The organism is Amycolatopsis camponoti, assembly GCF_902497555.1.
Taxonomy (GTDB): domain Bacteria; phylum Actinomycetota; class Actinomycetes; order Mycobacteriales; family Pseudonocardiaceae; genus Amycolatopsis; species Amycolatopsis camponoti.
This window is the reverse complement of the sequence record NZ_CABVGP010000003.1, coordinates 100,750-125,620: the sequence shown is the minus strand read 5'-3', so window position 1 is coordinate 125,620 and position 24,871 is coordinate 100,750. Positions and strand designations below refer to the sequence as shown.

21 protein-coding genes are annotated in these 24,871 nt (G+C 68.1%); 7 read left to right on the top strand and 14 right to left on the bottom strand.

The genetic code is table 11. The features are described 5' to 3' along the window. Positions 1-349 precede the first annotated feature (349 nt). The 5 genes from AA23TX_RS36855 to AA23TX_RS36835 form a co-directional block, all read right to left on the bottom strand. On the bottom strand, positions 350-676 hold the full coding sequence (locus AA23TX_RS36855; RefSeq protein WP_155547629.1) for a hypothetical protein: 327 nt from the start codon (positions 674-676) through the stop codon (positions 350-352). Positions 677-728: 52 nt separating this feature from the next. Next, positions 729-1,391, bottom strand: coding sequence for a GNAT family N-acetyltransferase (locus AA23TX_RS36850; RefSeq protein WP_196425744.1), 663 nt, complete (start codon positions 1,389-1,391; stop codon positions 729-731). Further along, entirely contained in the window at positions 1,388-2,932 is a 1,545-nt protein-coding gene (locus tag AA23TX_RS36845; RefSeq protein ID WP_155547627.1) for an APC family permease, read from the bottom strand. The genes AA23TX_RS36850 and AA23TX_RS36845 overlap by 4 nt, the downstream gene beginning before the upstream one ends. Before the next feature lie 49 nt (positions 2,933-2,981). Then, positions 2,982-3,644, bottom strand: a complete 663-nt coding sequence (locus AA23TX_RS36840) for a GPP34 family phosphoprotein (RefSeq protein ID WP_196425743.1) — start codon at positions 3,642-3,644, stop codon at positions 2,982-2,984. A gap of 1,189 nt (positions 3,645-4,833) precedes the next feature. Then, a complete protein-coding gene (locus AA23TX_RS36835) occupies positions 4,834-5,769 on the bottom strand; it encodes a S1 family peptidase (RefSeq protein WP_196425742.1) in 936 nt (311 codons plus the stop codon). 530 nt (positions 5,770-6,299) lie between these two features. Here AA23TX_RS36835 and AA23TX_RS36830 point away from each other — a divergent pair. Both AA23TX_RS36830 and AA23TX_RS36825 read left to right on the top strand, forming a co-directional pair. After that, positions 6,300-7,754, top strand: a complete 1,455-nt coding sequence (locus tag AA23TX_RS36830) for a helix-turn-helix domain-containing protein (protein ID WP_230862994.1) — start codon at positions 6,300-6,302, stop codon at positions 7,752-7,754. Further along, positions 7,751-8,338 (top strand): GNAT family N-acetyltransferase, encoded by a 588-nt coding sequence (locus tag AA23TX_RS36825; protein ID WP_230862993.1) that lies wholly within the window; start codon positions 7,751-7,753, stop codon positions 8,336-8,338. The genes AA23TX_RS36830 and AA23TX_RS36825 overlap by 4 nt, the downstream gene beginning before the upstream one ends. Here AA23TX_RS36825 and AA23TX_RS36820 read toward each other — a convergent pair. Further along, positions 8,335-8,817 carry a recombinase family protein gene (locus AA23TX_RS36820; RefSeq protein ID WP_155547624.1) on the bottom strand — a complete coding sequence of 161 codons (483 nt, stop codon included), beginning with the start codon at positions 8,815-8,817 and terminating at the stop codon, positions 8,335-8,337. The genes AA23TX_RS36825 and AA23TX_RS36820 overlap by 4 nt on opposite strands. 170 nt (positions 8,818-8,987) lie before the next feature. Between AA23TX_RS36820 and AA23TX_RS36815 the strand changes: the two genes are divergently transcribed. Next, entirely contained in the window at positions 8,988-10,283 is a 1,296-nt protein-coding gene (locus AA23TX_RS36815; RefSeq protein WP_155547623.1) for a helix-turn-helix domain-containing protein, read from the top strand. On the opposite strand, the gene AA23TX_RS36810 is transcribed toward AA23TX_RS36815, so the two are convergent. The 8 genes from AA23TX_RS36810 to AA23TX_RS49790 form a co-directional block, all read right to left on the bottom strand. Beyond that, a complete protein-coding gene (locus AA23TX_RS36810; protein WP_230862992.1) occupies positions 10,270-10,953 on the bottom strand; it encodes a Type 1 glutamine amidotransferase-like domain-containing protein in 684 nt (227 codons plus the stop codon). The two genes, AA23TX_RS36815 and AA23TX_RS36810, sit on opposite strands and share 14 nt — an antisense overlap. Positions 10,954-11,326: 373 nt before the next feature. Then, complete coding sequence (locus tag AA23TX_RS36805; RefSeq protein WP_155547621.1) at positions 11,327-12,307, bottom strand: thiopeptide-type bacteriocin biosynthesis protein; 981 nt, start codon at positions 12,305-12,307, stop codon at positions 11,327-11,329. Continuing rightward, complete coding sequence (locus AA23TX_RS36800) at positions 12,289-13,443, bottom strand: lanthionine synthetase C family protein (RefSeq protein WP_155547620.1); 1,155 nt, start codon at positions 13,441-13,443, stop codon at positions 12,289-12,291. Before AA23TX_RS36800 ends, AA23TX_RS36805 begins: the two co-directional genes overlap by 19 nt. Positions 13,444-13,475: 32 nt before the next feature. Then, a complete protein-coding gene (locus AA23TX_RS36795) occupies positions 13,476-16,625 on the bottom strand; it encodes a lantibiotic dehydratase (protein ID WP_155547619.1) in 3,150 nt (1,049 codons plus the stop codon). A gap of 91 nt (positions 16,626-16,716) precedes the next feature. Then, the gene (locus AA23TX_RS36790) at positions 16,717-16,917 is read right to left on the bottom strand and encodes an FxLD family lanthipeptide (RefSeq protein WP_155547618.1); all 201 of its coding nucleotides are present in this window, start codon (positions 16,915-16,917) and stop codon (positions 16,717-16,719) included. A 43-nt stretch (positions 16,918-16,960) separates the two neighbouring features. Next, on the bottom strand, positions 16,961-18,208 hold the full coding sequence (gene fxlM / locus AA23TX_RS36785) for a methyltransferase, FxLD system (protein ID WP_155547617.1): 1,248 nt from the start codon (positions 18,206-18,208) through the stop codon (positions 16,961-16,963). 769 nt (positions 18,209-18,977) lie between these two features. Next, entirely contained in the window at positions 18,978-19,532 is a 555-nt protein-coding gene (locus AA23TX_RS49795) for a DUF4254 domain-containing protein (protein ID WP_196425741.1), read from the bottom strand. Further along, on the bottom strand, positions 19,529-19,966 hold the full coding sequence (locus AA23TX_RS49790; protein WP_196425740.1) for a hypothetical protein: 438 nt from the start codon (positions 19,964-19,966) through the stop codon (positions 19,529-19,531). The genes AA23TX_RS49795 and AA23TX_RS49790 overlap by 4 nt, the downstream gene beginning before the upstream one ends. Before the next feature lie 462 nt (positions 19,967-20,428). On the opposite strand from AA23TX_RS49790, the gene AA23TX_RS36775 reads away from it, so the two are divergent. The 4 genes from AA23TX_RS36775 (at position 20,429) to shbA (ending at position 24,556) form a co-directional block, all read left to right on the top strand. Then, positions 20,429-21,256: a hypothetical protein gene (locus AA23TX_RS36775; protein WP_155547615.1), complete on the top strand. Its 828-nt coding sequence runs from the start codon at positions 20,429-20,431 to the stop codon at positions 21,254-21,256. A gap of 5 nt (positions 21,257-21,261) precedes the next feature. Further along, the gene (locus AA23TX_RS36770) at positions 21,262-22,086 is read left to right on the top strand and encodes a hypothetical protein (RefSeq protein ID WP_230862991.1); all 825 of its coding nucleotides are present in this window, start codon (positions 21,262-21,264) and stop codon (positions 22,084-22,086) included. A 774-nt stretch (positions 22,087-22,860) separates the two neighbouring features. Then, positions 22,861-23,748 (top strand): hypothetical protein, encoded by an 888-nt coding sequence (locus AA23TX_RS36765; RefSeq protein WP_155547613.1) that lies wholly within the window; start codon positions 22,861-22,863, stop codon positions 23,746-23,748. Further along, positions 23,741-24,556: an RNA polymerase sigma factor ShbA gene (gene shbA, locus AA23TX_RS36760; protein WP_277875457.1), complete on the top strand. Its 816-nt coding sequence runs from the start codon at positions 23,741-23,743 to the stop codon at positions 24,554-24,556. Before AA23TX_RS36765 ends, shbA begins: the two co-directional genes overlap by 8 nt. The last annotated feature ends 315 nt before the right edge of the window (positions 24,557-24,871 follow it).

The window sequence follows — 24,871 nt, the reverse complement described above, 5'->3', positions numbered from 1 at the left end:
GGTTCTCGGACGGCGATGTGGACGCGCCGCAGGTGTGCGTGCTCGGTTGAGATAGGCCTGCGTGGGCGACCGTTCGACGATCAGCGCCCGTTCGCTGAGTCGGTTCGGCGGGGTCGCTCGGCGGCGTTGGCATCGCGGTCATCACTGTCTTTCGAAAGGAGCGGTCTCGACTTCGGCGGCCGGTGGTCAGGGACAGCCGGACCGGCGAAGATGGTCCGGGTGAGGCGGTCGGCGGGCACGGCGCCCTCACCGCCGAACTCACCTCGGACCAGAGACGGCCAGCCGTGGCCGGTCCGGCCGAAACGCAGGTCTGGGCCGATCCGGTCGCGCAACAGGATTGCGAATGCCATCACCAAGGCACCCAGCTGAACAGGAGAACGAGAAGCAACTCGCTGAGGACAGCCGTCTGCGCTTGACCACTACCGGGCGCGCCGTCATCGGGGCCGCCGGCGGGCACCAGGTCAGCACCGATCGCGCTGACGTCCGTGGCGGTTGCGAGGTCGCTCCGGTGCGGGCTCCGGAACTCCGGAGGGAACTCCGGTGGGCTGGTATAGACCGCGGCACCCGCGCAGGCAAGCTCGGCGGCGCGCCAGTCCCGAGACCCGAGGCTGGTGGGCGTCGGCGGCTCGCCGGCGGGGACGCAATGCGCCGCGATGATGAACGAGGCGTCGGTCATCTCGGTCCTTCGATCATGAACAGGGGGATCATCTGCCCGAGGTGGACGGCGTCTACGGCCGCAACACGCTGACCTCGGCCTCGCCGCTCGGCGGGACGGCCGCGGGCGGATGGCGACGCATCGGATAGACGAACAGCTGGCCGCTGCCGGGGACCTCGGCCGGGTCGCCGGTGTGGAAGCCGAGGCGGGCGTAGAGGCGAGCGGCGTTGCCGCTGCTGGCGTGCAGGTGGATCTCCGGAAAGCCACGCTGCCGGTCGGCCCAGTCGAGATAGTTCTTGACCAGACGGGTACCCATCCCTTCGCCGCGGGGATCGGCGGCGAGCAGTTCAAGGTGATGATGCGGCGCTTCGGACGTCGTTTCCCTGAATGTGCAGTCCAGAGCACGGAACCGGCCGTAGTGGACCCCGGTGATCGCGCGCAGCGCGGCGTCGTAGCCGGGCGACTCGGTGACAGGACCCCCGGAATGGATGCTCCACACGGCTGCGGCGTCCAGCCGGCCTCCTCGCCGGATGCCCTGGACGCGGCCGCCGCTGTCGAAGGCGGCGCGGATCACCATGGTGAACTGCTCACGCAGGAGCCGAGTCCGTGTCGCGATGTCGTCCGGCACGAGCCACCAGGTGATCTCGACCTCGGCGGCGAACACCCGAGCGATCAGCTCGGCGATCTCGGCTGCGTCGGACACGTGCAGGTCAACGATCTCGTCGGAGGGGGTCATCGGGTCGCCTCCGAGCCCGAGGTGGCCCTGGCCGCCGGGGGTGGCCGGTGCCAGAGGTTCCATCCGACTCCGGCCAGGAACACGACGAGGTAGCTGACCCGCATGATGGTCGGCGCCGGCGAGTCCGGCGCGACGCCGAGCAGCGTGTCGAGCTTGATCATCACCGTCACGGTCAGCGCGCCGATCAGGAGTGTCGCGGCCAACGCGGCGACTACCCTCCACACTCGTCGGGCCGGGCTGGCGGTTCGGTCGTCGTCGATGGCCGGGCCGAGCCCTGCAGCCGCGGCGACGATGCGAGATTCAGCGGTGCGGTGATGGCGCCGCAGGATGATCACGGTCGACAGCGCGGTGAAGCTCAGCAAGGCGAGGATCGCCACGGCCCCGCTGGTGCCGCCGAGATAGAACAGCACCTGTACCGGGTCGGCCCCGGTGACCCACACCGCGGCGATGGCGGCGAGCGCGAGGATGGTCTGGGCGACCGAGGCGGCGGTGGGGCTGCCGTGCTTCGTGCCGGTCCTCTCAAGTATCGCCGGGGCGGCGGAGTCGCGGGCCAGGCGAACGCAGTACAGCGACGTGGTGCCGTGGAAGCTGATTGCGCCGGCGAGAACGCTGGTGGCGAACAGGATCTGCAGGATCGCGGCGAACTGCGGGCCGAGGTTGGCCTCCGCGGTGCGGACGAACAGGCCGGCCGGGTCGGTCTGGGCGGCGGTGACCACGCCGTCGATGCCGAGGGTCACGCTCAGCCCGGCCGGAGTGAGGACGTAGAGCACGGTCAGGATCGCCAGGACGGTGATGGTCGCGCGGGCGACGCCGCTGTGGCGGCCGCGGGCGTGGTCGGCGTGGACCACGGTGAGCTCGGTGCCGATGTAGCCGAGGACGGCGAGCGCCAGTTGCGCGGCGATCACCGGGGTGCCGACGGTCAGCTGGTGGGGGTCCAGGGCGTCCAGCGGCCGGGTGCCGGTGGCCGGGTGGAGCCAGTTGGCGACGGTGGCCGCGCCGATCATCGCCACCTCACACGTCACCAGGACGACGAGCACCTGAGTGGGGGTCTTGAACTTCAGCAGCCCGAGCCAGCCCACCAGCGCCGCGGCGGCGATGGCGACGGCCTGCCAGGGCAGGGCGATGCCGAACAGGTCCGACAATGGCGTGCTCAGGACGGAGCCGATCAGCCCGTAGAGGCCCAGGGTGAGTGCGGTGTAGGCGACGACGGCGAGCCATCCGGCGCCGACGCCCACGGTTCGGCCGAGGCCGTTGCGGATCAGGGCGTAGAAGCCGCTGCTGGCGTCCTGGGATTCTTCATCGCACACGCGGGCGGCCGCCAGGTAGCCGTTGGAGAACAGGCCGTACACGAGGGCGATCAGCAGGAAGACCAGCGGGAAGTTGTTGCCGGTGACCGCGATCCCGACCGGGTCGACACCGGCGACCACGGTCAGTGGGGTCGCGGCGGCGATCACGCGTCCCGCGATGGACCAGGCGGAGAGTTTGTCGGAAGCGTCCAGCTCCCCGGGGATGGGCGAGGTTGAGCCGCGGCGAAGCGACATCGGGGCTCCTTGGGGCCGTTGGGATCGGATGAGCGTGGAAGCGGGAAGGTCAGAGCGGGGTGGCCAGACGTGCCAAGGTGGTGTTTAGCGCGCTGAACAGGGGCTGCAGCTCGGCGGGCAGCGGTGTAGCGTCCAGCCGCTGCCCGATGGCGAGGTCCATCTCGAGGGCGCGAGCATCGAGGCGCAAGGCCTTCAGTCCGTGCCAGAGCGCGATCGCCGGTTGCGGGATGGCGTCGTCGACAGTGACGTTGCGGCTCAGGTAATGCGGTGCCCACGCGGTTGCCAGCAGTTCGGTCATGACGCGTCGTGGCCGGGATCGCCACCGCCTCTTTTCGGCCGGGGCGGCCACTCCGGCGTCGACCAGCCGTTGCCAGACCATCGTGATGGCGCGGTGCTGCTGGGTGAGGTAGTGGAGCCAGGAGAGAGCGGGGCGCGGCGGCAGCGCACCCCTGATCGCCGTCAGCAGATCCTTGAGTGCGGGGTCATCATCGGACGTGGTGCCCACCGGCCGGATCCTCCCGCCGGCGTCGACGCCGATGTTCCCGTCGAAGTACAGCTCGAGCAGCAGCATGCACCCGACGACACAGGCGATCCGGTCGTCGTCGTGCACGAGGGGACGGTTGCTGTCCCGGCACCACGGTGCGGTCAACAGAACGGATGCCAGACGATCGGAACCGTGGTAGCGCGACACGGTGAAACGCAGCGCCTTCACGGGGGCTGGATCGAGTTGCGGCGGATAGGCAACCGCGGAGTGACCAGATTGCGTTGCTGGTGCTGCGGACAGCTGGGGAGCAGGCTCTGTTCCGGTCCTCGCGGCGTGGTGACCGCCCGCGCACTGAGGTTGAGCGGATCGCTGGACAGGGACCGGCGCTCGGCCGCCTCGCACGGTTCCAGCTGCGAGCGCGGGGAACTGCTGCGTCGCCGCCTCGGCGAAGGACTGCGCGCCGCAGGGGAGCGGCGGTTCGGGGATCGGCTGGACGGCGTGGCGTCCCAGGGCCCAGTCCATCGGATCGTGAGCGCTGTGCGGGGACCTCGTGGAGCTGGCGTCGGCGACGTTCGGGGTCATCGAACACCTCCTGCCGGAGAAGCCGCCCCAGCAGGTCGGCGCCCGACCGGATCAGGCATGGTCGCTGGCGCGGGCCGTGCGGCGTCGAGCGCGGGGCGTCGGCGTTGCGCACTCAGGCTGCCGCGCCGTCTGGTGACGCGCGTTTTCCTGAGCTCCGCATCGGCGCGTACGCGCCGGATAACGCCGAGGGAGAGCACGACCGTGACGAGAACACAGGCGAGGCCGGGAATGTGACCTGGACGGCGTGTCCCCGCGTGGGCGGCGTAGTGGACGGGCGTGTTGAGGCAGCGGCTATCCTCTGCCGGACCACCTGAAAGGCTGATTGCCAGCAACGGTGGGCGCTCCTCTGTGACCGGGTTTCCGCGGAATGGCTATGAATTCGGCAGTTATTTTCGTGGCAGCTGGCACGGGAGGGAATGAGTTGTTGCTCCAGCGGTGCTACACCGACGTCATCGCGTCCGTTACCATTTGGTGACCTTGTGCTCGGCGCGGATTCGCTGAGGTGACTCCGGATTGCGATCGCGAAGTGGAGTTTTCGTTAGCACGAGGGCATCGGTTCCACAGGTTAAGGGTGGACGCTCCCGGCCGGTCGTAACCGCGCCTTGAGATCGACGACTTGACCGGGAGCGCCGGCCCAGTGAACTGTTCGACGGTTCCCAGAACCTGCTCACCGGGCGGTGTGCGGTCACCGCCGCTGAGGTGACCGCACACCGACCCTCTCGTTGACCGACGGACTGAGAACTTCGACCCGGGAGGGGATGTCCTTCGGCTCACGCTGGAGAAGCGTGCAGGTTGCCTTCGGACGAGCTGGCCTTCAGCCGTGCCGGAGGCTGTCTTAGCGGATCGGTGTGCCGTGGGCCAAAACCGGCGCGTTGCCGCGCATGGCGTCGTCCAGTTCGTCCCTGAATTCCGACGCCGAGGTGGCGACGTCGGGGGTCGCGCCGCAGATCGCGGAGCCGCCGCGGCTGGTCGGCCCGGCGTTGTAGAGGACCCCGTCTTGCTCGACGACATTCGGCCCGCCGGAGTCGCCGTTGCAGTCGCCGCTGTCGCCCGCGGGGTTGCCGAGGCAGATGTCGCGCGAGGTGATGCCCGCGTCGACACACTTCTTGGCGGGGACGACCTTGCGGTTGAGCTCGTGGATCTGGGTCGGCAACTCGCCGTTGAAAACCTGCTCGGTGCCACCGAACCCGAGGGTGAAGACGGTCTCACCGGACCGGGGCTTCCGGGGCGCGATCGGCAGCGCGTAGCCGTTGACGTACTCGTCGGCCCGCAGGAGCGCGATGTCGTCGCTCTCGGGGCCCTGACCCCAGTTCCAGCCGGGGTGCACGTAGAAGACCGACGCTCCGACGACGGTGCCGCCGGCGGTCCGGTCGGGCGAACCGACCCGGACCCTGAACTTCTTATCCGCGGTCGGGATCGCCGCGCTCGTGGCGTCCAGCCCGTAGAACCGCATCAGCGCGGCCTTGAGCGCGGCCGGAGGGTCGGTCACGCAGTGCGCGGCGATCAAGAAGAAGCGGCCGTTCAGCTGCGCGGTGGTGCAGGTGAAATGATCCTTGATGTCGTGGGCGGGGGCGTCGTAGATGAGCGCGGCGAACGCCCCGGCCGGGTACTGCAGGGAGGGCGGGTGTCCTCCGACGATGTTCGGCTGTACCGGGCCCCCGGTCGGAGGAGGCGGCGCCGCCTCGGCCGAAGCAGCGACGCCGCTGAGGGTGAGGCCTATCGCGACGGCTGATGCCGCGATTGCGACGGCCCATCTGCTGAAACAGTGCAAGAAACTAGTTCCTTCGATTGAGTGCGTTTACCTGAGTGCTCGCTGCCTGTTCCAGGCAGCGCTTCCCCGTCTTCCGGCGGATTCAGAAGTTGAAACCGGGAACGGAGGAGTTCGATCGGCAGCCGCGCCGGTCTGCGAGTGAGCGTGAGGAGCGCGGACCGGACGGGACGAAACGCTCGTGTTACAGCCGACTGCCGCCCCGCGTACCGCTCGTCAGAGGCAGTGGCCGCGGCGGGGATGGGGCCGCGACCTCCACCACTCGCAATGCCGCAGAACACCTTGGCGCGCAGTTGACGGCCACGGTGTTCTGACGAAGGAACGTGCCGCCGCCTCGCTCACCCAATAGGTTGTTGGTAGGCAACGGTGCGTGCTCCTTCTGACAGAGGTTTGGTGTTGAGATGACCTCGAATGAGTGGCGGGGGTTAGTTTCGTGGTCCAGGCGTCGCATGGGAACAACGTGCTGCCACAGCCGTGCTACACCCAAGCCACCCTGCTTCGTTACCTATCAGTGATCTGACGAAGGTTTGGACATGACCCAGCTGCATTGGACCGGACGTGAAGCGGCGATCCTGCGCGCCGCGATGCGGATGACTCTTCGCGAATTCGCTTCCAGACTTGGCGTGGCAGCCACGACGGTGAGCGGCTGGGAAGCTCGCGGAGAAACCATCACGCCGGCACCCGTGTCGCAGGCGATCCTCGACACGGCCTTGGCCAGAGCCGGAGAGGACGGGCAGGAGCGTTTCGCGCAAGGAGTGCGTGAGCATCGGCAGGCGACCGCGCTGTCAAAGGCGTCGGTTACTACCGTTGACAGCGCGCTGCCTGCCGACGTAAGTCTGGAGGTGCCGGGAGGCGAGTTCGACGCCTCGCTTGACGACACGGTGCGCACGATCGAGGAATTCGCGGCGAGGGACATGGCGACCAGGCGGTCGGTTCTCGTGGGGCTGTCGCTGCTGGCGGGTGAGCAGCTCGTCCAGCAGGTCCGCCGGTGGACGGCGTCGCTCCCGCTCGTGCAGGTGCAAGCCGATCAGCTCGGCGACCCGGAGATGGGAGGCTTGGAGCAGTCGGTGGTCTTCTTCCGACAATGGGATTCCTCCGGCCGCGGCGGGCTACACCGCAAGGCGGTGGTCGGTCAGCTGGTCGCGGTGGCCGAGGCCGCGAGCCAGCCGGCATCCCCAGCGACGCACCGGCGATTGCTGCAGGTGGTCGCCGAGCTGGCGCAGCTGGCCGGCTGGATGACCTACGACACTGGCGCTTTCGGGCTGGCCCAGCGCTATTACCTCCTCGCGCTCGACGCGTGCCGGCACGCGGGCGCCGCCGACCTCGGAGCCAAGATCATCGGCGACATGACGCAGATGTCGACGGCACTGGGGTGGTACGACGAAAGCCTGTCGCTGGTGCGTACGGCGGTCGCGACCCTGCCGCGCAACGGGAACGCGCTGGTCCGATCGGAGCTGTTCGGGCTCGAGGCGCGAGCCTGCGCGCAGCTCGGGCCCGCGGAGGCCTCATCAGCGCGGCGCGCGATCGACGCCTGCCTCGACACGTTCGACAACGCGTCATCGGACAAGCCGGATTGGGTTCACTACCTCAATCGCGCCGAGGCTGAGTGCCTGGCGGCCAATGCCTTCACCGAGCTGGCGCTGGCAGAACGGCGGCACGCGCTCTCGACCACCTACGCCGCTCAGGCTGAGCAGCATGTCGCCAACACCATCGACGCCCGCGGAGGAATCTACCTGCGCAGCCGGATCCTGGATGAACTCCGGCTGGGTCGAATCCGACTCGCTCAGCATGAGCCAGCGGAGGCAGCCCGGATCGGAATCAGTGCTCTGCGGCAGGCCAGTGAGATGCGGTCTACCGTGGTGACGAAGTGGTTGATTGGTCTGGCCGGTCCACTGAACAAGGACTACGGGGCCGTTGCGGAGGTCTCCGATTTCGTTGAAGCTCTGACTGCCTACGTTCAGGACTCCGCCCAGGGAGGGACTTCGTGACCGCTCCAGCCAGCGAAACGCCTACGTCGATCGACCAGGTCGCCGACCAGGCGGCGGGACTGAAGTCCACGTTGACCGACATCTACTCGAGCGTGTACGCCGAGCCGCCCTACTTCTGGGGTAAGGAGCACGCTCAGTTGTTCGCCGAACGCTTCGCAGCCCAGCGCCAGGCTCCGGGGTTCGATCTCGTGGTCGCCCGCGCCGGCGGCGACGTCGTCGGCTACGCGTTCGGCGTCACGCTGCAGCCGAACACTCCGTGGTGGACGACGGTGACGACGCCCGTCGACACTGAGCTGGTGACCGAGTGGCCTGGCCGGACGTTCGCGCTCGTCGAGCTGCTGGTGTCACGACCCTGGCGCCGGCGGGGTATCGCCAAGCGGCTGCACGATCGCCTGCTGGACGGACGACCTGAACAACGGGCCACGCTGACCGTGCTGCCCGACGCGCATCCTGCCCAGCACGCCTACCGTGCTTGGGGGTGGCACCGCGTGGCCCAGAAGTCCAACCCCTTGCCCGGCGCACCGACATTCGATGTAATGCTTAAAGATCTTCACGAAAGGCCGTATAACTCCGGCGGTCGCTAGCCGACGCGGCTCTGCGAATGGCTGGCAAGGCGTCTTTCTCGACTGCCCCTCCTTGCACTGGGGATCTCGACGTCTCCCAGCTTCGTCGCCGGACAACCCACGTTCTCGTACTCCTCCAGGTCAAGAACCCCAAGGCCTTGGTCACTATCCCAGCCCTCTAGTTGCAGGATCATCTGATCCTGCAAAAAGGGGTTGATGGCGAGATGGCGCAGGTTCGGCACGACAACCGTTCGCGACGGCGCGGACTCCAACGCGGTGAGCAGCTCGTCGAACGCACTGTGAGAACCGCAATTGAACTCCGAGAAAATTTGAGCCAGCGTCCAGCCGTGTCGATCCGCGAGGGCACGCATGCGCGCCTCCATCGCCTTGACCTTGCGGTCCGAAATCCTGCATGGAACTCGCATGTAGCCGTAGGCGACCTCTCCTAAGGGGCCGTACGGAACAGGCATTTCGGTAGGGTTGTTGTCGAAGTTGGTCACTCTGTCTCCGCCGTCTTCCCTCGTGCTCGGAAGGTCTCCGTCGTCGGGCTGTAAGCGCAGTGTGGGTGGCCCGGCTCGTCGGAGTGCCTGACCTGCACGATTGTGTGTTTCACTGGATGTCGTCGAGCAGACGTCGACAGTTGTCATAAACAGTCATGTGAGGAGACGCGATGCCGGGAGATACCGCCTTGGGTGCGGTGCTGCGGCAACTGCGTGTAACCCGGAATCTCACTCAGGGTTTTGTGGCCCGGCGTGCCGGGTGCGACCAGTCGCTCTTGTCGAAGATCGAATCAGGCCTACGCGCGCTGCCGCGCTGGTTAGCCATAGCGCTAGACGAGGTCTATCTGACAGGTTCGATGGTCACGGATCTGCTGCACAACGGCGACGTCACGAGTCACCTGACCGGCGGGCGGGTATCACCGGATGGATTGGTGTTGGTCCAGCTACCGGGAGGAGGTCCGCCGATGGCGGTATCGCGACGGCAGCTCCTGGCCACCGTTGGAGTGGGCTTGCTCGGCAGCTCGGCGGCCATCGCGCTCGAGCAGACTGTTTCGGCGCTGACGCCGACTCAGGGTCTGCTTGCCGACTACACTGCAGCGTTCGAGGGCTATCAGATTGCCGTCCGCACGATGGCGCCGACGCGGCTCATCGACGCTATGGCCGGGCGCGCCGTTGTGCTGGACCTACTGCGCCGACGCACTTCTGGCGCGCTGAGGCGAGCCTTTCTTGCCCTGCAGGGTCGCTACGCAGAGTCACTGAGTTGGCTCAACGAGGAGGCGGGACGGACGGAGGATGCGCTGTTTTGGCTCGACCGTGCGGGTGAATGGGCCCAGATCGGCGGTTGGAACGGCTTAGCCGGCTACACCTACGTCCGCCGGTCGATGCTGGTGCTCACAGCTGCGGATGACAGCGGCCGGGCAATCGAACTCGCCGAGACCGCGCTGGCCATGCCAGGCGTCCCTGCGCGCATCCGCGGCCTGGCGGCCAAGCAGGCCGCGTTCGGCCACGCCATCGCGCACAACGCCGACGCCAGTGCCCGCGCGCTGGATACCGCGATGGAACTGCTGGCTGCGGGCCACGACGAGAGTGCTGGCGAACTGGGCCAGCGAAGCGTTCCTGGCGACGACCTCTACGCAATCTTCCAGGCGACCTGCGCCGTCCATCTCGGTCGCGGTGAGCAGGCAATCGACGTCCTTCAGCCACGGCTGTCCCGACTGTCGGCGGCCTCGCCGCGGACTGCGGCGATCACTACCGGAAAGCTTGCCCACGCTTACGCGAACGTCGGTTTGCCGACTCAAGCAGCTCAGCTGGCCATGAACGCTCTCGAGCAGGCCAAAGCCATCGAGTCGCAGTCGACGTCGCGGGAAATTCGTCGCGCGCTGGTGCCGCTGCAGCAGTGGCACCGTCGGGACGACGTCGCCGAGTTGCTGCACCGGATGCCGCTGGGTGCCGTCAAGCTCGTTTGAGTCGACGCACTTCCAGTTGCGTTTCGTGCACACGCCCATCCGGGCCGCGGTGAACCTCGTAAGCGCCGGCACGCGGGCGGTCGCTGATCGCCGTGACCAGCTTGGCGCCCTCGAAGTGCAGCCCCGCACCGGCGTCAGTGGCATAGCCGGTGGTGATGCTGCCGTCGGCGAGTAGGTCGTGGAACTGTTCGCGCCGGTCGCCGTAATGCACTGAATTGGCGAATGGCAGGAGCCCGAGCCCGTCGTGATGCGGGCGCACTGGTCCGAAGGAGTCGGTGGTCGAAGCGCTGAACCAGCACAGCGAGCCGGCGGACTCACCGCCGAGTACAACGCCTTCTTCCCAGCACTCGCGTAGTACCTTGTCGAGACCGTGCGCGCGCCACACCGCGAGCAGATTCACCAAGCTGCCGCGGTCGCACCAGACGACGTCCTGAGCGCGGAGATGCTCAGAGACGTCCGTGACACTGGGACGGTCGAACAGCGCGAGAACGGAGAGCTCGACGTCATTCTCGGCGAAAGCCTGTTCGAACCGGGTGATCGTTTCGGCTTGGTCGCCGCCAGCCGTTGTGATTACGCACAGTTTCGGCGTCTTCGCCGGCTGCGCGAGTTCGATGGCGTAGCCGAAAACAGGGCCGGGAGCCCAAGGCTCGCGTGCGCGGTTCAGCCCCATGGACGTAGCGATGAGAGTAGGTTGACTGGCTGCCATAGGCACCCATGGTGCCGCATAGACGTGGTCATCCGCCTGGTGAATGAGCAGCGTCTGGCTAACCCGCGCGGCTCAGAGGTTTGCCCATCAGAGTTTGGTTTCGCGGACTGGCCGAACCAGCGGCCGAAATTGGTCCTGCCGAGCAATGTGTGGCGGTCGACGAGCAGGTCGATGCCGACGGTCAACCGCTGAGCAGGTTGCTGCCCGGCGGCGTGCGCGATGTCGGCGATCTGCGTGATTCGAGCGGTAGGAAGGGGCAGACGGGGCGGGGCCTTTAACAGCGGAAAGGCGAAGATCACGGCGGTCAACGTGGACGCGTTTGGCGTCGGATTGATGATTAGTTCCGGGGCAGGAGCGCTGTGGCCGCCGCGCGGGCGAGAATGCCCTGGCTAGTGGCGGAGAGGCCGAAGCGGTTCCAATGGAAGATCACCACGTGACTGATGATGGCCCGCAGGCCGCGGTCCAAGTGCCCGGCGGCGGCCGCATGACCGAGCCGTCCGCTAGCGGCGCACAACGCAGCGAGCCATGGCTCGGCGTGCGCTCCCGGCCCATCGGGGGCGAACAACGCGCTGTCGGCCAGGTCGGGGATCGACAGGAGCACACGCACGTTGTCCGCCAGCGTGTCGGTGCGCGCGGCGTCGGCTTCGGAAGGTGCGGGGCGCAGCCGTGCGACTCGGTCGAAGACGTCACCGCACTCGAAAGCGTCGAGCCCGGCGGTACGCATCAGTCCGCTTAGAAGCAGGATGGACAGTTCCCGGCGGCCGAGGCCGGGCGTGTCCTGGCGCAGATAGTCGAGCACGCCTGCACTGTCTGCGCAGAAGAGGTCGTGAACGCTGTCCATGGCGGTGGGGCCGCCAAAGGCGGCGGTCTCCGGCTCGTACATCGTCGGCCACCAGCGAGCAAGGACGCCGCTGCTGGTCAGTTCGTCGAGCGCACTGTCGACGGCCGCGGCGTCCGCGCGCAGCAGGCGCAGCCGCCAGCAGGGGTGTTTGCGCAGAAACCACCAGCCGGCCGTCGCGCCGTCGGCGCGGAGCCGGTCGAGGGCCGGGCCGAGAGTCGTCGCGCCGGCCGTCTCAGCGGCCGACCAGTCGGTGAACTGGACACGCACCTGGTACCAAGCGTCGTCAGCTCGTTTTTCCAACGATGCGAGTCCGGCGGCCTGGTAGGTCGCTACAGCGTCGTCGAGGTCGGCCAGACCCAGCGCGTGGCGGGTGGCGACGGCGGCTGGGTCGGCACCCGCGAGCACCGCCAGCACGGCTGCGTTGAGGCCGGTGGGCGGGGTCGTCTGGGGCGGGGTGGCTAGGTGATCAGCAGGCATGCGTCCCATCCTGTGTGAGGCGGCGTGCTGTGCCGCGCGGTCTCGAGTGCCAGGTCCACGCCGGCGCGTCCAGTGAGCAGTCCGTTCGCCTCGTCGCCAAGCGACCGCGTGTGCCTGGCGATTCGTTCGGCGAGCGCCGGAAGCCGTCGGGCGAGGGCAGGACTGCGGGCGTCAAGGCAGGCGCGGAAGGACGTCTGGAACACCCCGGCGATGCCGTGGCACAGACCCGGCTCGGTGATCCGGTCGAGCTGGGTGTCGGTCAGGCTCGCGGCCAGGGCGTTCTCGGCGGCTTCCTGACGCTGAGTGTCGCCAGTGGCCAAGGCGGCCAGCTGCTGGGCGCGGGCGATGCCGACCGTCCCGTAGCACCAGGAGGCCCGACCAGAACCGTTAAGGACCGGGCGGCCCGTGCGCAGCTCATCGCGGGTGATCCATTGCGGCCACCACGGTCCTTCCGGTCCGTCCTGGCGCCACCGATCGAACCACTGAGTGAGTGCGGCGATCGCGTAGTGCTGGCCGTCGACCACGCGGCAGCGCAAAGTGGCCAGGGCAATCAATGACAACAACCCTGCTGCACCGTGGGCCATGCCGAAGTTCGCGTGACCGCCAGGAGTCGGCAGGATCTCGTCCGGGTCGTGAGCCACCCACCAGCCCGGCAGCGCGACGCCGTCCTCGTGGCGAGGCCGCGTGACCAGAGTGACCACGTACCGCAGAATCCCGGCCAGCTCGTCGCTGTCAGGGTGACGGCGCAGCAGCAGAGCGCCGATGCCGGTGAGACCGTAGAACAGGTCGTATTCAGCGAACGTTGCGGCTTGGCTGCGGTCGATGCGGGTGGCGGCGGTGGCCAGCCGCCGGCGGGTCAGCCGCAGCACGTGCTCGTCCATCGTTTGGCTGGCCGCGTGGTAGCTGGGGTGGCGGCTGGCGGCGGCGTGCAGCAGGAACGCGACCGCGGGCGCCCCGTAGTACAGGCCGGTGTGGTCGGCGGCGTCGACCGGCCCCGCCGCCACCCGGCGGACGTGGGCCTGCGCCATGGTCCAGCTGCCGGTGCCGATCCAGGCGCGTTCGACGTGCAGCAGCGCCTCCGCGACCGCGCCGCGGGCCAGAGACTGACCGGCCACCTCGTCAAGGGTCAACGTCACCCCATCGTCCGAGCTCCGGTTCGGTTCGTGCGTCACCGGGCACCGGCCAGGGCGAGCAGACGCAGGGCGACGACGCGGGCAAGTCGGCCGGTGTCCTTCTCAAACGTCGGATCGACGCCGACGGCGCGGACGTGGTGCTCGTGCAGCAACGTCCGCAGCACTCCGCCAGGCTCTCGCCCCTGCTGGACAAGGGCGTCGTGGTAGGCGTGCAGCGCGGTGTCGCGAGCCCGCCAGGCGGTGCCGACCACGTCGCCACCCGACATCGCACGAACCGCGCGGTATTGCTGGTCAGGGTCGGCCAGCGTGAGCGCGTGGTCGCGCAGCTCACGGTCCAGCGGCCCTTGCTCCTGCGGTAGGCATCCCAGCAGTGCCCGGTACCCGGTCTGTGAGTCAGGTGCGAAGGTCCTGGCCAGGTGCGCCATTGACGTCGCTGCCAGCGCTTGGGCGGGAATCCCGGACACCTGCGCCGCGCTGAGCTGAGCGACAGCGGCTGCGGTGTCGGCGGCGAAGACCTGCTCCGCGGCGGTGCGCGCGGGGCCGTCGCCGTAGCGGGCGGGGTGCTGCGGCGCGGGGGCGAGCGTGAGCTGGCCGGGAAGCCCGCGGGAATCGAGGTCGGCCGCGAACGCGGCCAGCCGCGCAGCGACGGCGCCGTAGTGCCGCGGATCGGTCAGGCGCAAGAACACCGCGAGATGCTGGTCGGCCTCGGGCCGGATCATGTCGCGGTGCCGTCGCACCCACCACGACGCGACCAGGCTGTTCGAGTCACCGGCGTCGTGGAGTTCGGCGGCGAACCGGGGCAGGTGCGCGGTGAGGATCTCGTCGAAGCGTGCCGGGTTGCCGACGATCTGCGCGTGCACCAGGGCGGAGTCACCGGGCTGCAGGACGGCACCGGAAGCGGCGGTGGCGGGTAAGGGCCGGTCTGGCGGAGCGATAGCGGTCATCGGGATCAGCAGCTCTGCCGGTCGCCCGATCCACCCTTGCCCGTCCGGCGGGCCGTCTTCGTGCAATTCGACCCGGCCCGCTCGCGCCAGGCGGGAACGCAGCAGCGCGCGGTCGAGGGCCAGGTCGAGGTCTACGGGCAGGCGGAGCTCGCCGTGGACAAGCACCACCCGGGCCGGTACCCGCCATCGCTGCCGCCACGCCCGCAACGCCTCGTCATCATCTGCCGCAACGGGACGCACGGCCAGGTCGGTGTCGGAGAGGAGCCAGCGACCGGCGGCCAGGACCGAGCGGCGGTAGCGGATGCGAGGAACGTAGGGCAGAACCCGGGCGGCGCCGAGATCGAAGCCGCGAAACACCGCGCTGCGCGCGTCGGCGACCTCGGCGAGGAACCGGGCCAGCGGCGGGCTCTGCACCGAGGTGTCCAGCGCGTGCGGAATCCGAGGTACCACCCGCCGACCGGTGGAGAGCTGCACCAGATACAGCTGCTCGGCGTCGGCAGTGACCGCCAAGTCGTCCACCCCGATGGCGGTCAGGTCAGGGCGCATCGGATCGGGATGCTCCGACAGCGACACGACGTTGTCCAGCTGTGGCGGCACCCGCGCCACGTTCTCGTTGTGCGGTCGGCGCGGCGGGAACGACAGCTGCACGGCCACCACGTTCATGGCCGCCGTGGCCGGAACGTCCTGATGCGACGGAGACTGTGGTGCACTGTAGGTCGCGACCAGCCGGGCCTGGTCGACGTCGTCGAGCAGGTCGGCGAATCGGCCGGCCATGCTGGTGTACGCGCGGGGCGCGGCCATGACCTGCAACTGGAACTCGCCGCGGTCAATCGCCGCCGTCGATGTGGCATGGACGGCGACGCCCAATTCGATCCGTTGAGGCGGATTGGTGTCGGCGTGCTCCCCGACGGTCAGGGCCTCGACGTCGCTGTCGGTCAGTTCGATCTCCTGCGCTCCGGACAGGGTGGCCTGCTGGATCAGCGCGAGGAGGGCGGCGTCGCGGTCGGTCAGCGCACGCCACGCGGGCCGGGCTCGGGGTGCGCCGAGGTAGCCTGCCGGGTAGCCAAGGCCGGACTCGGCGATCAGGTCCCGCACCGGTACGAGCGCGCCGGGACCGTAGCGGGCGAGGAAGCGGGCCTGGTAGTCCAGCCATGCGGCCGTCCCGAACGGCTGTGTCGTGGTCTGCAGCAGCACGGTGGCGGCCTGCGTGGCCTCGTAGAGCACCCGCGCGGGCAGGGTGATCGCCGCGTCGAGGCGCACGTCAACGGCCAGTACATCGCGGGCATCGGGGACTAGGGCACGCATTCGGATCGCGATCGCCACGCGGATGTCCCGTACCTGATCAGGGTCCTCAACGCGGTTGTGCCGGGCGAGGTCGACGTTGAGCGCATCGAGGTCACGCAGGACCGCGGCGACGTCGTCGAGAGTGTCCGCTTCGGCCGCGCGCAAGGCATCGATCAGGTGGGACACGGTGTCGACGCTGGTCATCGGCGGCCGCAGGCTCGTGATCAGGGCGCCGGCGTTGACCAGGCCGTGCAGCAAGGCGTCGATCTTGCCGGGCGACGCGGACGGGAACTCGCCGGTCATACGATCGGCGAGGGTGTCGAAGCGGGTCGGCGCACCGGCCGCGGCCAGCGCGAACCGCACCGGGCGGGTGAGTCGCACCGAGGACTCCCGCAGCGGCCCGGGTGTAGCGGCACCGACCCCGGCCCGGCGATGCACGATCACCCGTTCATCGCGCACGATCCGCGCGTCGTCCACCACAACCGTCAGACGCCGGCGCAGGGCGGGATGCCGTTCGAGCCGGTCGATCAGCGCGGTGAGCCAGTCGCCGTCCACCCGTGCCACGGCCCGATGCCGCGTGCCTACGGCGGACCTCGCGGGACCGATGTCGACAATGCCGACGCCAGCGAACAGGCCGAACGGCGTCGACCGCCGCTGCCAGCGCAACAAGTAGGACGCCACAGACACCACGGCACGACGTAACTCCTTTACCGTGCCCCCGATGGCGCCGTCGCTGACGATGCGGTCGACGCGGGCGCCGAGGACGGGGCTAGCCAGCGCCACCGCGTCTCGCACCTCCGGGCGCGCCCACACTTTCGCCAGCCACGCGCGGCCTTCCTGCTCGACCGCGGCTGCGTCGGCCGGATTCAGCTGGGTCGGTGGGTCGAGGTCACCGGGGTCTGTGGTGACGCGGGCCAGGAGGATGCCGGCATGCTGGTAACGCGGGGACACGGTCATGGCGGTCGGCTTTCCTCACCTGGTCACGATCAAGGGCACCCTTTGCCGTCGGCGCCCGGGCCAGACCCGGACGCCGACGGCAGGGGGTGGATCAGTACGGGTCGTTGGAAAACGTGGTGCACGCGCTGGTGCTGCAGGTGCTGCCGCAGCCGTCGCTCGTGTCGCACATCGTGATCACGAGCTTCGTGGTGGACTCCACCACGCGCAGGTCCAGCTCGAACTCCGCGTCATCCACGGGGCCGGCCGAGGAGTCCGGGGACTCAACGTGCTCAAGTACCAGTGCTGCCGACATTCGATTCACTCCTTCACTTCTCGGGTTGTGCAGGGCGACCTGGTCACCGAGTGGCGTCGGCCGCCGGTGACCAGGAGATCGTGGCCACACCGTGCGTTTTGACCATCACGGCCGTGTCCTTGCCGAATTCGGGACGGTCGGCGCCGTTTGGCCAGTAGGTGAAGGTCGGCTCGACGGCGCGGGCCTGGCGATTCCACGCCTGGATCTGGTTGACCATCGCGGCGGCAGCAGCCTCACCGTGCGCGCCGTAGGCACGTGCGCCGAACTCCGCTTCGCCGCCTTCGGGAATGGGGCGGACAGCCAGGTAGGCGAACGAGTCACCGTGCACCATGCCGAAGGGGAACCAGCCCTTGCGTTCGGCGGCCAGGTCGGTGCCTTCGTCCACGGCCAGCTTGCAGAAGCCGGGCAGAGACACCGCGAGCCACAAGTGCAGGTCGGCGAAGGACACGCCGTGCTTGATCGTGACACCGGACCATGCCTCGGTGCGTTCGGTCGCCAGCACTCCGTCCAGCAGGTTCACCGCGTCCGGCACCTCTCCTTCGAAGCGCAGCTTGACGTGGTGACCGTTGCGGTCAGGTAGCAGGAAGACTCGCTCGTCGCGGGCGCCCTCGCCTTGCATCGCGACGAACCCGGCGACCTCGGACGACGTGCTCACCAGGTGGTCGCGCTCTCGGCGAAAGCCGATGACGCGGGTGATCCCGTTCATCCGCAATGGAACGACGATCGTGCCGCCCGCGGATAGGTGTTCCAGCCACGCTGGCGCCAGGTCCCAGGCCCCGACCGTCACCAGGATCGCGTCGAACGGTTCGTCCAGCCCCAGCAGCGGGTTCTCCGCGTCTGCGAGCACCACGTCGACCCGGTCGCTGTATCCGGTCTGCTTCAGCAGGTCGCGGGCGCGGTCGGTGACCTCCGCGTCGATGTCCACGCTGACCACCCGCCCCTGCGGACCGACGATCTCGGCCAGCAGAGCGGCATTAAAGCCACCGGATCCGATCTCCAGCACGCTCATGCCCGGACCGAGGGCGGCCTGCTCGATCATTCGGGCCTGGATGTAGGCCGCGCTGGTCGAGGAGATGACCACGCCGTCCGGGTCGCGCTTGATCGCGACCGAGTTGTCGACGTTATAGGTGACTTCCAGCGGTGTGCCCTCGACGACAAACAGGTGCCGGGGGACCGTGCGGAAGGCTCGCTCCACCAGCGGCGAGGTGATCATCTTGTTGGCGAGAAGCGTGTCAACCAGAGCATCGCGGAACGTCGCGGCGCTAGCGTCGTCGTGTCGGAGTGTGTTCACGTGGTTACTCTCTCAAAGAGGGGTGACAGTTTTGCGGCCTGCGCGCTCGGAAAGCTGGGGTGCGCCACGAGTGGGGGATGCGGTGTGCCCCGGGTCACGAAGCTTCCAGCGTCGCGACGGCCGACCGACCGGTGACAGTGGCACGTCTAAGTTTCGGGTCGCGGACGGACTGTCGGCTGCGAGCAAGTGCTGGTGGGCGATGGTCCACACGGAACAGGGATGGCGCCGGGGCTGGCGGCGGCCCGAGCACTCCGGGCACCGGCCGCGCTTGTCCGGCTGGTGTGCGGCCAGCAGGCTCCGCCACGCCTCAGTCAAGCGGGTGATCTCGGTGTTGGCGAGCGCGGCCTTGGACTGCTCATCGCCCTCGTGGCAGAGCCGGTCGAGGTAATCCAGCCGCCCGCACACTGCGCTCTGCAAGGCTGAGCTCAGAACTTCATCCACGGTCGGTCTCCTAGTCAGGGGAGTTGGATGGCCATGCATTCGTCCCGGGCGACGCAGAATTTGCGCCCTGCGGCCACAAGCGAGGGTGCAATTCCAGCGGGACCACGTCGCCGACTCGCAGCCGTGCGGTGTGCAAGCGATGGGCGGCGTCGTGGAAGTACGTGCAGGGCCAGAACCGGCCCGCGCACGTCGGACAGACCGCAGGTGCATCGGGTTCCGGCAGGTGCCGTGTCAGCTCGTTGATCGCCTCGGCAGCTCGCCCGGCCGGGCTGTCCGCCGCGACCATCACTCCGGCCATCGGCCGGATGTTCGCCCCCTCCATCGAGGTTCACGCCATTCCCTGTGGCCCGGTAGGCGTCTGCAGCTCCGGAAGACGGCGCCGCCCCAACCTCAGGTCGGTGATCAGGTCGTCGTAGGCGCGGCCCAGCTCACCCAGCTGCGCCGAGGCGACCCGCACCTGCGCGTCGGTCGCGGAGGTGCAGGTGTCGGCCAAGAGTTGGCCGCGCATCCAGACCGTCACCATCCGGTTGATGAGCTGCCCGAGCGACTCGGTGTGCAGCACCCCTGCGCGGCCTTCGGCGAGTTTCGTGGCGGCCCACCGGTCTATCCGGTCGACCAGCACAGCGCACTCGGCGTCCCGGGAACGCACAGTCCGCGCGGCCGAAGCGACTATCGGATCGTCGGCCCGGGGATCGCAGACGATCCGATAGTCGCTGGCGCGTAACCGGGATTCGGCGGCTAGCGCCGCAGCAGCCGCCAACACTGGGTGCTGGTAGCCGCCGGGCGGAATGGTGGTGAATGCACGGACCACAGCTGTCGCGTGCGGCGGCGCGGGCGAACCGCCCGCTGGCGTGCCCGTCGGGACCTCGGTTGCGAGAGTCACGAGGCCGATCCATGCGTCCTGGTTGTGACCGGAACCGGACGGCCATTCATCTCCCACTGGGTGAAGAGGACGACGATGCGGTCCCACAGGTCCGGTTCGCCGACCTCGGCGACTTGCATCCGCACGCGGTGCGCACGGTCGTCCCAGCAGGCCAGGATTCGCACTCCTGTCCGGGCAGCGACGTCGAGGAACAGGTGCTCGTCGATGCGCGGCTGCAGCGGGCGGCGGTGGTGTTCGATGGCGGGCAGGCCGGCGCGGATGATCGCTGCGGCGGCGTGGTGCTCGATGCCCGGCACGAAGCATGCAGGGGTCAAGCTTGATCGCCGCAGATCGGCGATCAACTTGGCCTCGTGATCGAGCCGGTGGTTCACACGCTTCATACGGGTGACGAGATCGGACAGGGAGTTCCTGGATGCAGTCAGGATTGCGGTCATCAAATGGGCTCCTTTCGCGATCGAACTCGCTGGGGGCTGAGGATGCGAGTCGGCAGGCGGCTGCATGTATTGCGACGCCGTGGTCTGCGGTCTTCTGTGTGCCGACTTGACTCTCCCTCGACTCCGCCGCTCGTCCGTGGTCGGAAGGTCTCCGTCGTCGGCTGGTCGATACGGGCAGCCCAGCCTCGTCGGATTGCCTGACCTGCACGATTGTGCGTCTAGTGGATGTCGTCGAGCGGACGACGCCAGTTGTCATAAACGGTCATGGAGTAGAAGGCGCTTTGGTGGGCGGTGCGGTCAGGTGCGCGTGGCGCAGTCGTCCTGCTCGTGTCATCCGGGTCCCTTCGCTACGGTTGATACCCCTCAACTCGATTCTCGTGTGTCTCAACTGCTTGGTTTAGGGGTGTCAACCAGATGCTAGGCGTCGGTGAGCGAGCTAGTCAAGGGGTCTAAACTCGCTGGGTGAGTATCGACCGCGAGTTCGATGAGCTGCGTAGTGACCCGGATCCGCTGCGCCGTGGGCGCCGTGCGACCGAATTGCTGACGTACTACAACCAGTTGGCCGCTGAGCTTGCCCGCATCCGCCGACACGCGATCGAGTGCGCTCGAACCGACCTCGACATGAAGGACAAGGACATCGCCCCGGAAGTCGGGCTGACCAAGAGTCGGCTCTCACAGCTGATGAAGACAGCACCGGTTGCCGAACGCCTCTTCTATGGCCATGGCCCGGTCAGTATCAGCGTCCCGTTCCGCTATCAAACCACCGATCGGGAAAGGCCTCTGATTGCAGCCGAAGACGCCGAGGCCGCCGGCCAGTTGGCCGAGCTGCTCCACTCCTTGTCCTTCGTTGTCACCCGTCGTCAGATCGAACCCGAGCAGGCAGCGCTCCCTGACGGCGACGCCGTTGTCGTGTGTGGACCGAAGTCGGCACCAGTCGGTGCGCATCTGCTCGACGCCGGCCCGGCGCTGCGCATGGTCCAGTCCGGATCTCGCTGGTGGATCGAGGAGGCAGGCAGCAGTGTTCGGCACGGCTCTCCGGCGGATGAACCCGCGCCGCAATCTGGCGACATTGCCTATCTTGCAAGGCAAATCCGGGACGGGCGAGTGGTCGTGCACATCGCCGGGATTCACACGATTGGCTCGCTCGGTGCCGCTCATTTCCTGGCCAACAATCTCGCAGCGCTGTTCGCCATGACCGGTGACGCGTCCTGCTCGATGGTGATTCGTTGCTTCGTCAACGACCGGCACGTCACTGCCAGCGAGCTCCTCGCCGGCCCCTTCATGTGGTGAGCCACGTGGAGACAGCATCCGCTCAGCTTCCTGCAATCCACACTAGCGACGACAAGATCGTCACCATGGCCAACGGGGTAATCATGCTCGACGGGGCCTCGGCGTTCGTGCCGGTGCCAGTTCCTCCGGCGGTCTATGCCGCGGAGCTCGGCGCACAACTGAAAGACCACCTCGTCCACGCGCCCGGGGCAGATCTTGTCGAGGTCCTTGAGGAGGCAATCCACGACGTCGCGGCACGCCTGGATCTTTGCCCAGGCAAGTCGCCCTCGAGCACGGTAACGATTCTGCGTGAGCACGACGGTTGGCTCGATCTGTTGCTGCTGGGTGACAACCTCGTCGTGCTGCCCGAGGCGGAAATTACGGACAGGCGACTGAGCCTGCTCGATCTTGAGCCAAGCAGGCGGTACCGGCGGCGCCTCGCCCGTGGCTTCGGGTTCGACGCGGCTCACCGAGCTATCCTGCGCGAGCTGCAGACGCAGCAGGCCGCTTGTCGCAACCGGCCGGGGGGATACTGGATCGCTGAGGCGGAGCCTGCTGCAGCCCGGAACGCCCTCGTTCACCGCTTCCGAACAATCGACGTTCCGTGGGTCGGTTTGGCCACCGATGGCGCGTACAGGCCTATGCAGCACCTTCACCTGGACGACTGGCCGCAGCTGGCATCCGTTGATCCTGAGGTCCTCGAACAGATCCTGCGTCGATGCGAGAACTGGGAGGCTCGGGACGACCCTGCGGGGGTGAACCTGCCGCGTGCGAAACGGCACGACGACAAGACCATCGCGATCGCGATGCCCACACCGCAACTTGAAATAGCCGGTGCGATCACTCAGTGACCTCGGCTGCACGAAGATCAAAGGCCTGCCCGCGCGATCGTCATCGAGGAGTCAGCGCAGCCCGATCGCCCCGTTCCAGCTGCGCTGGTTCCAGCTGCGCTGGCGGCAGGAAGCCTGCCCGCGTCGGTGTCCGGACCGGACAACCCCGATGGCGTCGCGGCCGGGTGCATCGACCCGCCTCCCCTTCAGGGGGCAAGCTCGCCCTGCAGGAGGACGACGTGGCCACCGCTAGATCGGCGACTGACCAGAACACCGGCGTGGCATGCCGCGAACGGCTGCCCGGCTAGCCTCCCAGTCCTGGCTGTAGCGAGCCTCGCCGGAACGGATCGACGCCCACGCCGTCGCCGAGCACTCCGGTCAAGGTCCCCAGCGGATCCCGCCGCTTCCAAGGATGCGCTCCCGACCGATGACATCGTCGCGCTCGCACTGTTGACGTGGCCCGCCGACATCATCCTCATGCCGTACCCCACGGGTTTAGAAGTCGACGTCATGGCTCGACGCTGGCACGAAAGCCGACGACCGCTCACAAGCGATGATCACGGATTGTGACGCGGTACGCACTTAAGCTCTGAAACCCCTCCAGCGGGGCCAGTCGCTAGAAGTGACTACATCAGGCTTGCGTTCGGTTGTTACAAGTAGAATATAACGAAAGAGTAACGTGATGGGCTGGCGTGCGTTCGAGCGCACCTATAAAGCTGACGTCCGGGTTTACCGAGGTCTTCGCGGGCGCCGGTAGCCGCCATGTCACCGCTCATCCACCGGAGAGCAACTTCTATGACGTTCGAGAAAGATCATGCGCTCGAAAGGGCGCCTCGCGGGCGGGGCCTGCCGCCACTGCGGCAGGTAGCGCCCGTGGCGGAGACTCGCCGTCGCGCAGAGCTGGAGGAGTTGCTCGACCTGGTGCTGCCGGACGGCCCCGCGCCGGCCGATGAGCTGTGGATGGGGCAAGGCCCGGCGCGGCGAATGTCGGTTCCCGACCTGGAGCTGCAATGCGCGCTGGAAGCCGACGGCTTCGACGGGCTGGTGTGGTCGGAGCTGGAGAACCGTCTTGCCGGCTACGGCGTCGGAGTCATCGGCGCCTGGATCAGCACGGGGGAGATCTACCGCCGGGCCACCGAGAAGGGCCGACCGGTACGGCCGCCGCGACCGGAGTTCGCCCGGGACGAGCAGATCGAGCTGGCGTACGAAACAGTCGGCGCAGGGGTTCGGCTGTTCCAGGAACGTGCCCTGCAGGATGACGGCTGGCGCCCGGACCGGGGCGCCCGGCTGTCCACCTACTTCCTCGGCTCGTGCGTGCTGTGCTTCGCCAACTCCTGTCGCAAGCAGCTGAGCACGCGCCGACGCGCCGAGCGTGACGTGTTCGTGTCCGGGTTCGACTGGCACGAAGCCAGCGTCCCATCGGCCGAGCGCGTCGCCCTCGCCAAGATGGACATCGACGTCGCGCTGACCGGCAAGCTCGGGAAGCTGGGCAAGCTGGGAGTGCCACCGGATGTGGCCCGCGTCGTGCTGAACTACCTGGTTCTCGGCTACGACGTCCCCGCCATCGTCGAGCTGATCAACAGCGAGACCGCGACTTACACACTCAAGGCGGTGCGCGGCGTTCGCGCCGCCTACCGCTCCTACATCAAGGAATTGCAGCGCGAAGGAGACCTGCATGCCTGAATCGAGTGCAGCGGTGATTTCCCGGGAACACGCGGAAGCACTGGTGAACCGGTCCTCGGTAGGCACCCGCGGCGCGCGCCAGCTGGCCGCGAAGGTCTCGCCCGATGCGGTGGCGGCCGTGCTGGATCGCGCACACCGGACCGAGCCCTCCCCCGGCACGGCCCGCACAACCGGTCACAGCGAGCAGTACATCAACGAGCGGTACGCCACGCTGGAGTCGCGACCCCGGCCCAGCGGGCGCCTCGCCAAGGAGGACCTCGATCCGGTAGTGAAGGACGCCGGTGAGGGCAACCCGGCTGCGATCCACTGCCTGCTCCAGATGATCGAGCCCGTGGTAGTCCGCTACTGCCGCGCGCGGATGGGTGGCCGCGACCTCTCCTACCTGTCGGCCGACGACGTGGCCCAGGAGGTGTGCCTGGCCGTGCTGAAGGCGCTGCCGGACTATCAGGACCGCGGTGGCTCGTTCCTTTACCTCGTCCACGCGGTCGCCGCCAACAAGGTCGCCGACGCCCGCCGCGCCGTCGCCCGCGACCGCTCCGAGCCCGTCCCCGAGCTCCCGGACCGTCCGCTCGTCGCAGGCAACGAACCCGAGACCCACGCGCTGCACCTCGACCTCGGCGCCCGCCTCGGCCGCCTGCTCGCCTCGCTGCCGCGGGTCCAGCAGGAGATCCTGACCCTGCGCATCGCGGTCGGCTTCTCGGCGCAGGAGACCGCCGAAGCGCTCGGCATCTCCGCGGGCAACGTGCGAGTCACGCAGCATCGCGCGCTGACCCGGCTGCGCGGCATGATCCGCGACGACGAGTTCTAACTTGGAAATGCCCTGCGGCTGGGCCTGGCACATCGGCCGGGCCCAGCCGGGGAAGCTCGGTCCCGCCGCCTCGAATGCGTCTCTGGCCGGAGTGCAGGAGCGGCGGGACCACCATCAACGGGAGTGACCCGTTGCACAGAAGTCTCGCTACCCGAAACCCCGTGCGTCCAGTAGTGCGTCGCGGGATGAGCTTGCACCATTAGTCCCATGTGATGTGAACCACATGCGAGAGTTCCGCCTCGGCTGGAGGGGTCAATCGACCCTCCGCTCGGAGGTGTCTCTCAGCAGGGGAAACAAGCATCAATGATCACCTTC

Coding starts and splice junctions, on each gene's coding strand:
- AA23TX_RS36790 (WP_155547618.1), bottom strand. CDS start 16,917: ATGTCGGCAGCACTGGTACTTGAGCACGTTGAGTCCCCGGACTCCTCG.
- AA23TX_RS49790 (WP_196425740.1), bottom strand. CDS start 19,966: ATGACCGCAATCCTGACTGCATCCAGGAACTCCCTGTCCGATCTCGTC.
- AA23TX_RS36855 (WP_155547629.1), bottom strand. CDS start 676: ATGACCGACGCCTCGTTCATCATCGCGGCGCATTGCGTCCCCGCCGGC.
- AA23TX_RS36815 (WP_155547623.1), top strand. CDS start 8,988: ATGCCGGGAGATACCGCCTTGGGTGCGGTGCTGCGGCAACTGCGTGTA.
- shbA (WP_277875457.1), top strand. CDS start 23,741: ATGCCTGAATCGAGTGCAGCGGTGATTTCCCGGGAACACGCGGAAGCA.
- AA23TX_RS36850 (WP_196425744.1), bottom strand. CDS start 1,391: ATGACCCCCTCCGACGAGATCGTTGACCTGCACGTGTCCGACGCAGCC.
- AA23TX_RS36765 (WP_155547613.1), top strand. CDS start 22,861: ATGACGTTCGAGAAAGATCATGCGCTCGAAAGGGCGCCTCGCGGGCGG.
- AA23TX_RS36795 (WP_155547619.1), bottom strand. CDS start 16,625: ATGACCGTGTCCCCGCGTTACCAGCATGCCGGCATCCTCCTGGCCCGC.
- AA23TX_RS36805 (WP_155547621.1), bottom strand. CDS start 12,307: ATGCCTGCTGATCACCTAGCCACCCCGCCCCAGACGACCCCGCCCACC.
- AA23TX_RS36810 (WP_230862992.1), bottom strand. CDS start 10,953: ATGGGGCTGAACCGCGCACGCGAGCCTTGGGCTCCCGGCCCTGTTTTC.
- AA23TX_RS36830 (WP_230862994.1), top strand. CDS start 6,300: ATGACCCAGCTGCATTGGACCGGACGTGAAGCGGCGATCCTGCGCGCC.
- AA23TX_RS36845 (WP_155547627.1), bottom strand. CDS start 2,932: ATGTCGCTTCGCCGCGGCTCAACCTCGCCCATCCCCGGGGAGCTGGAC.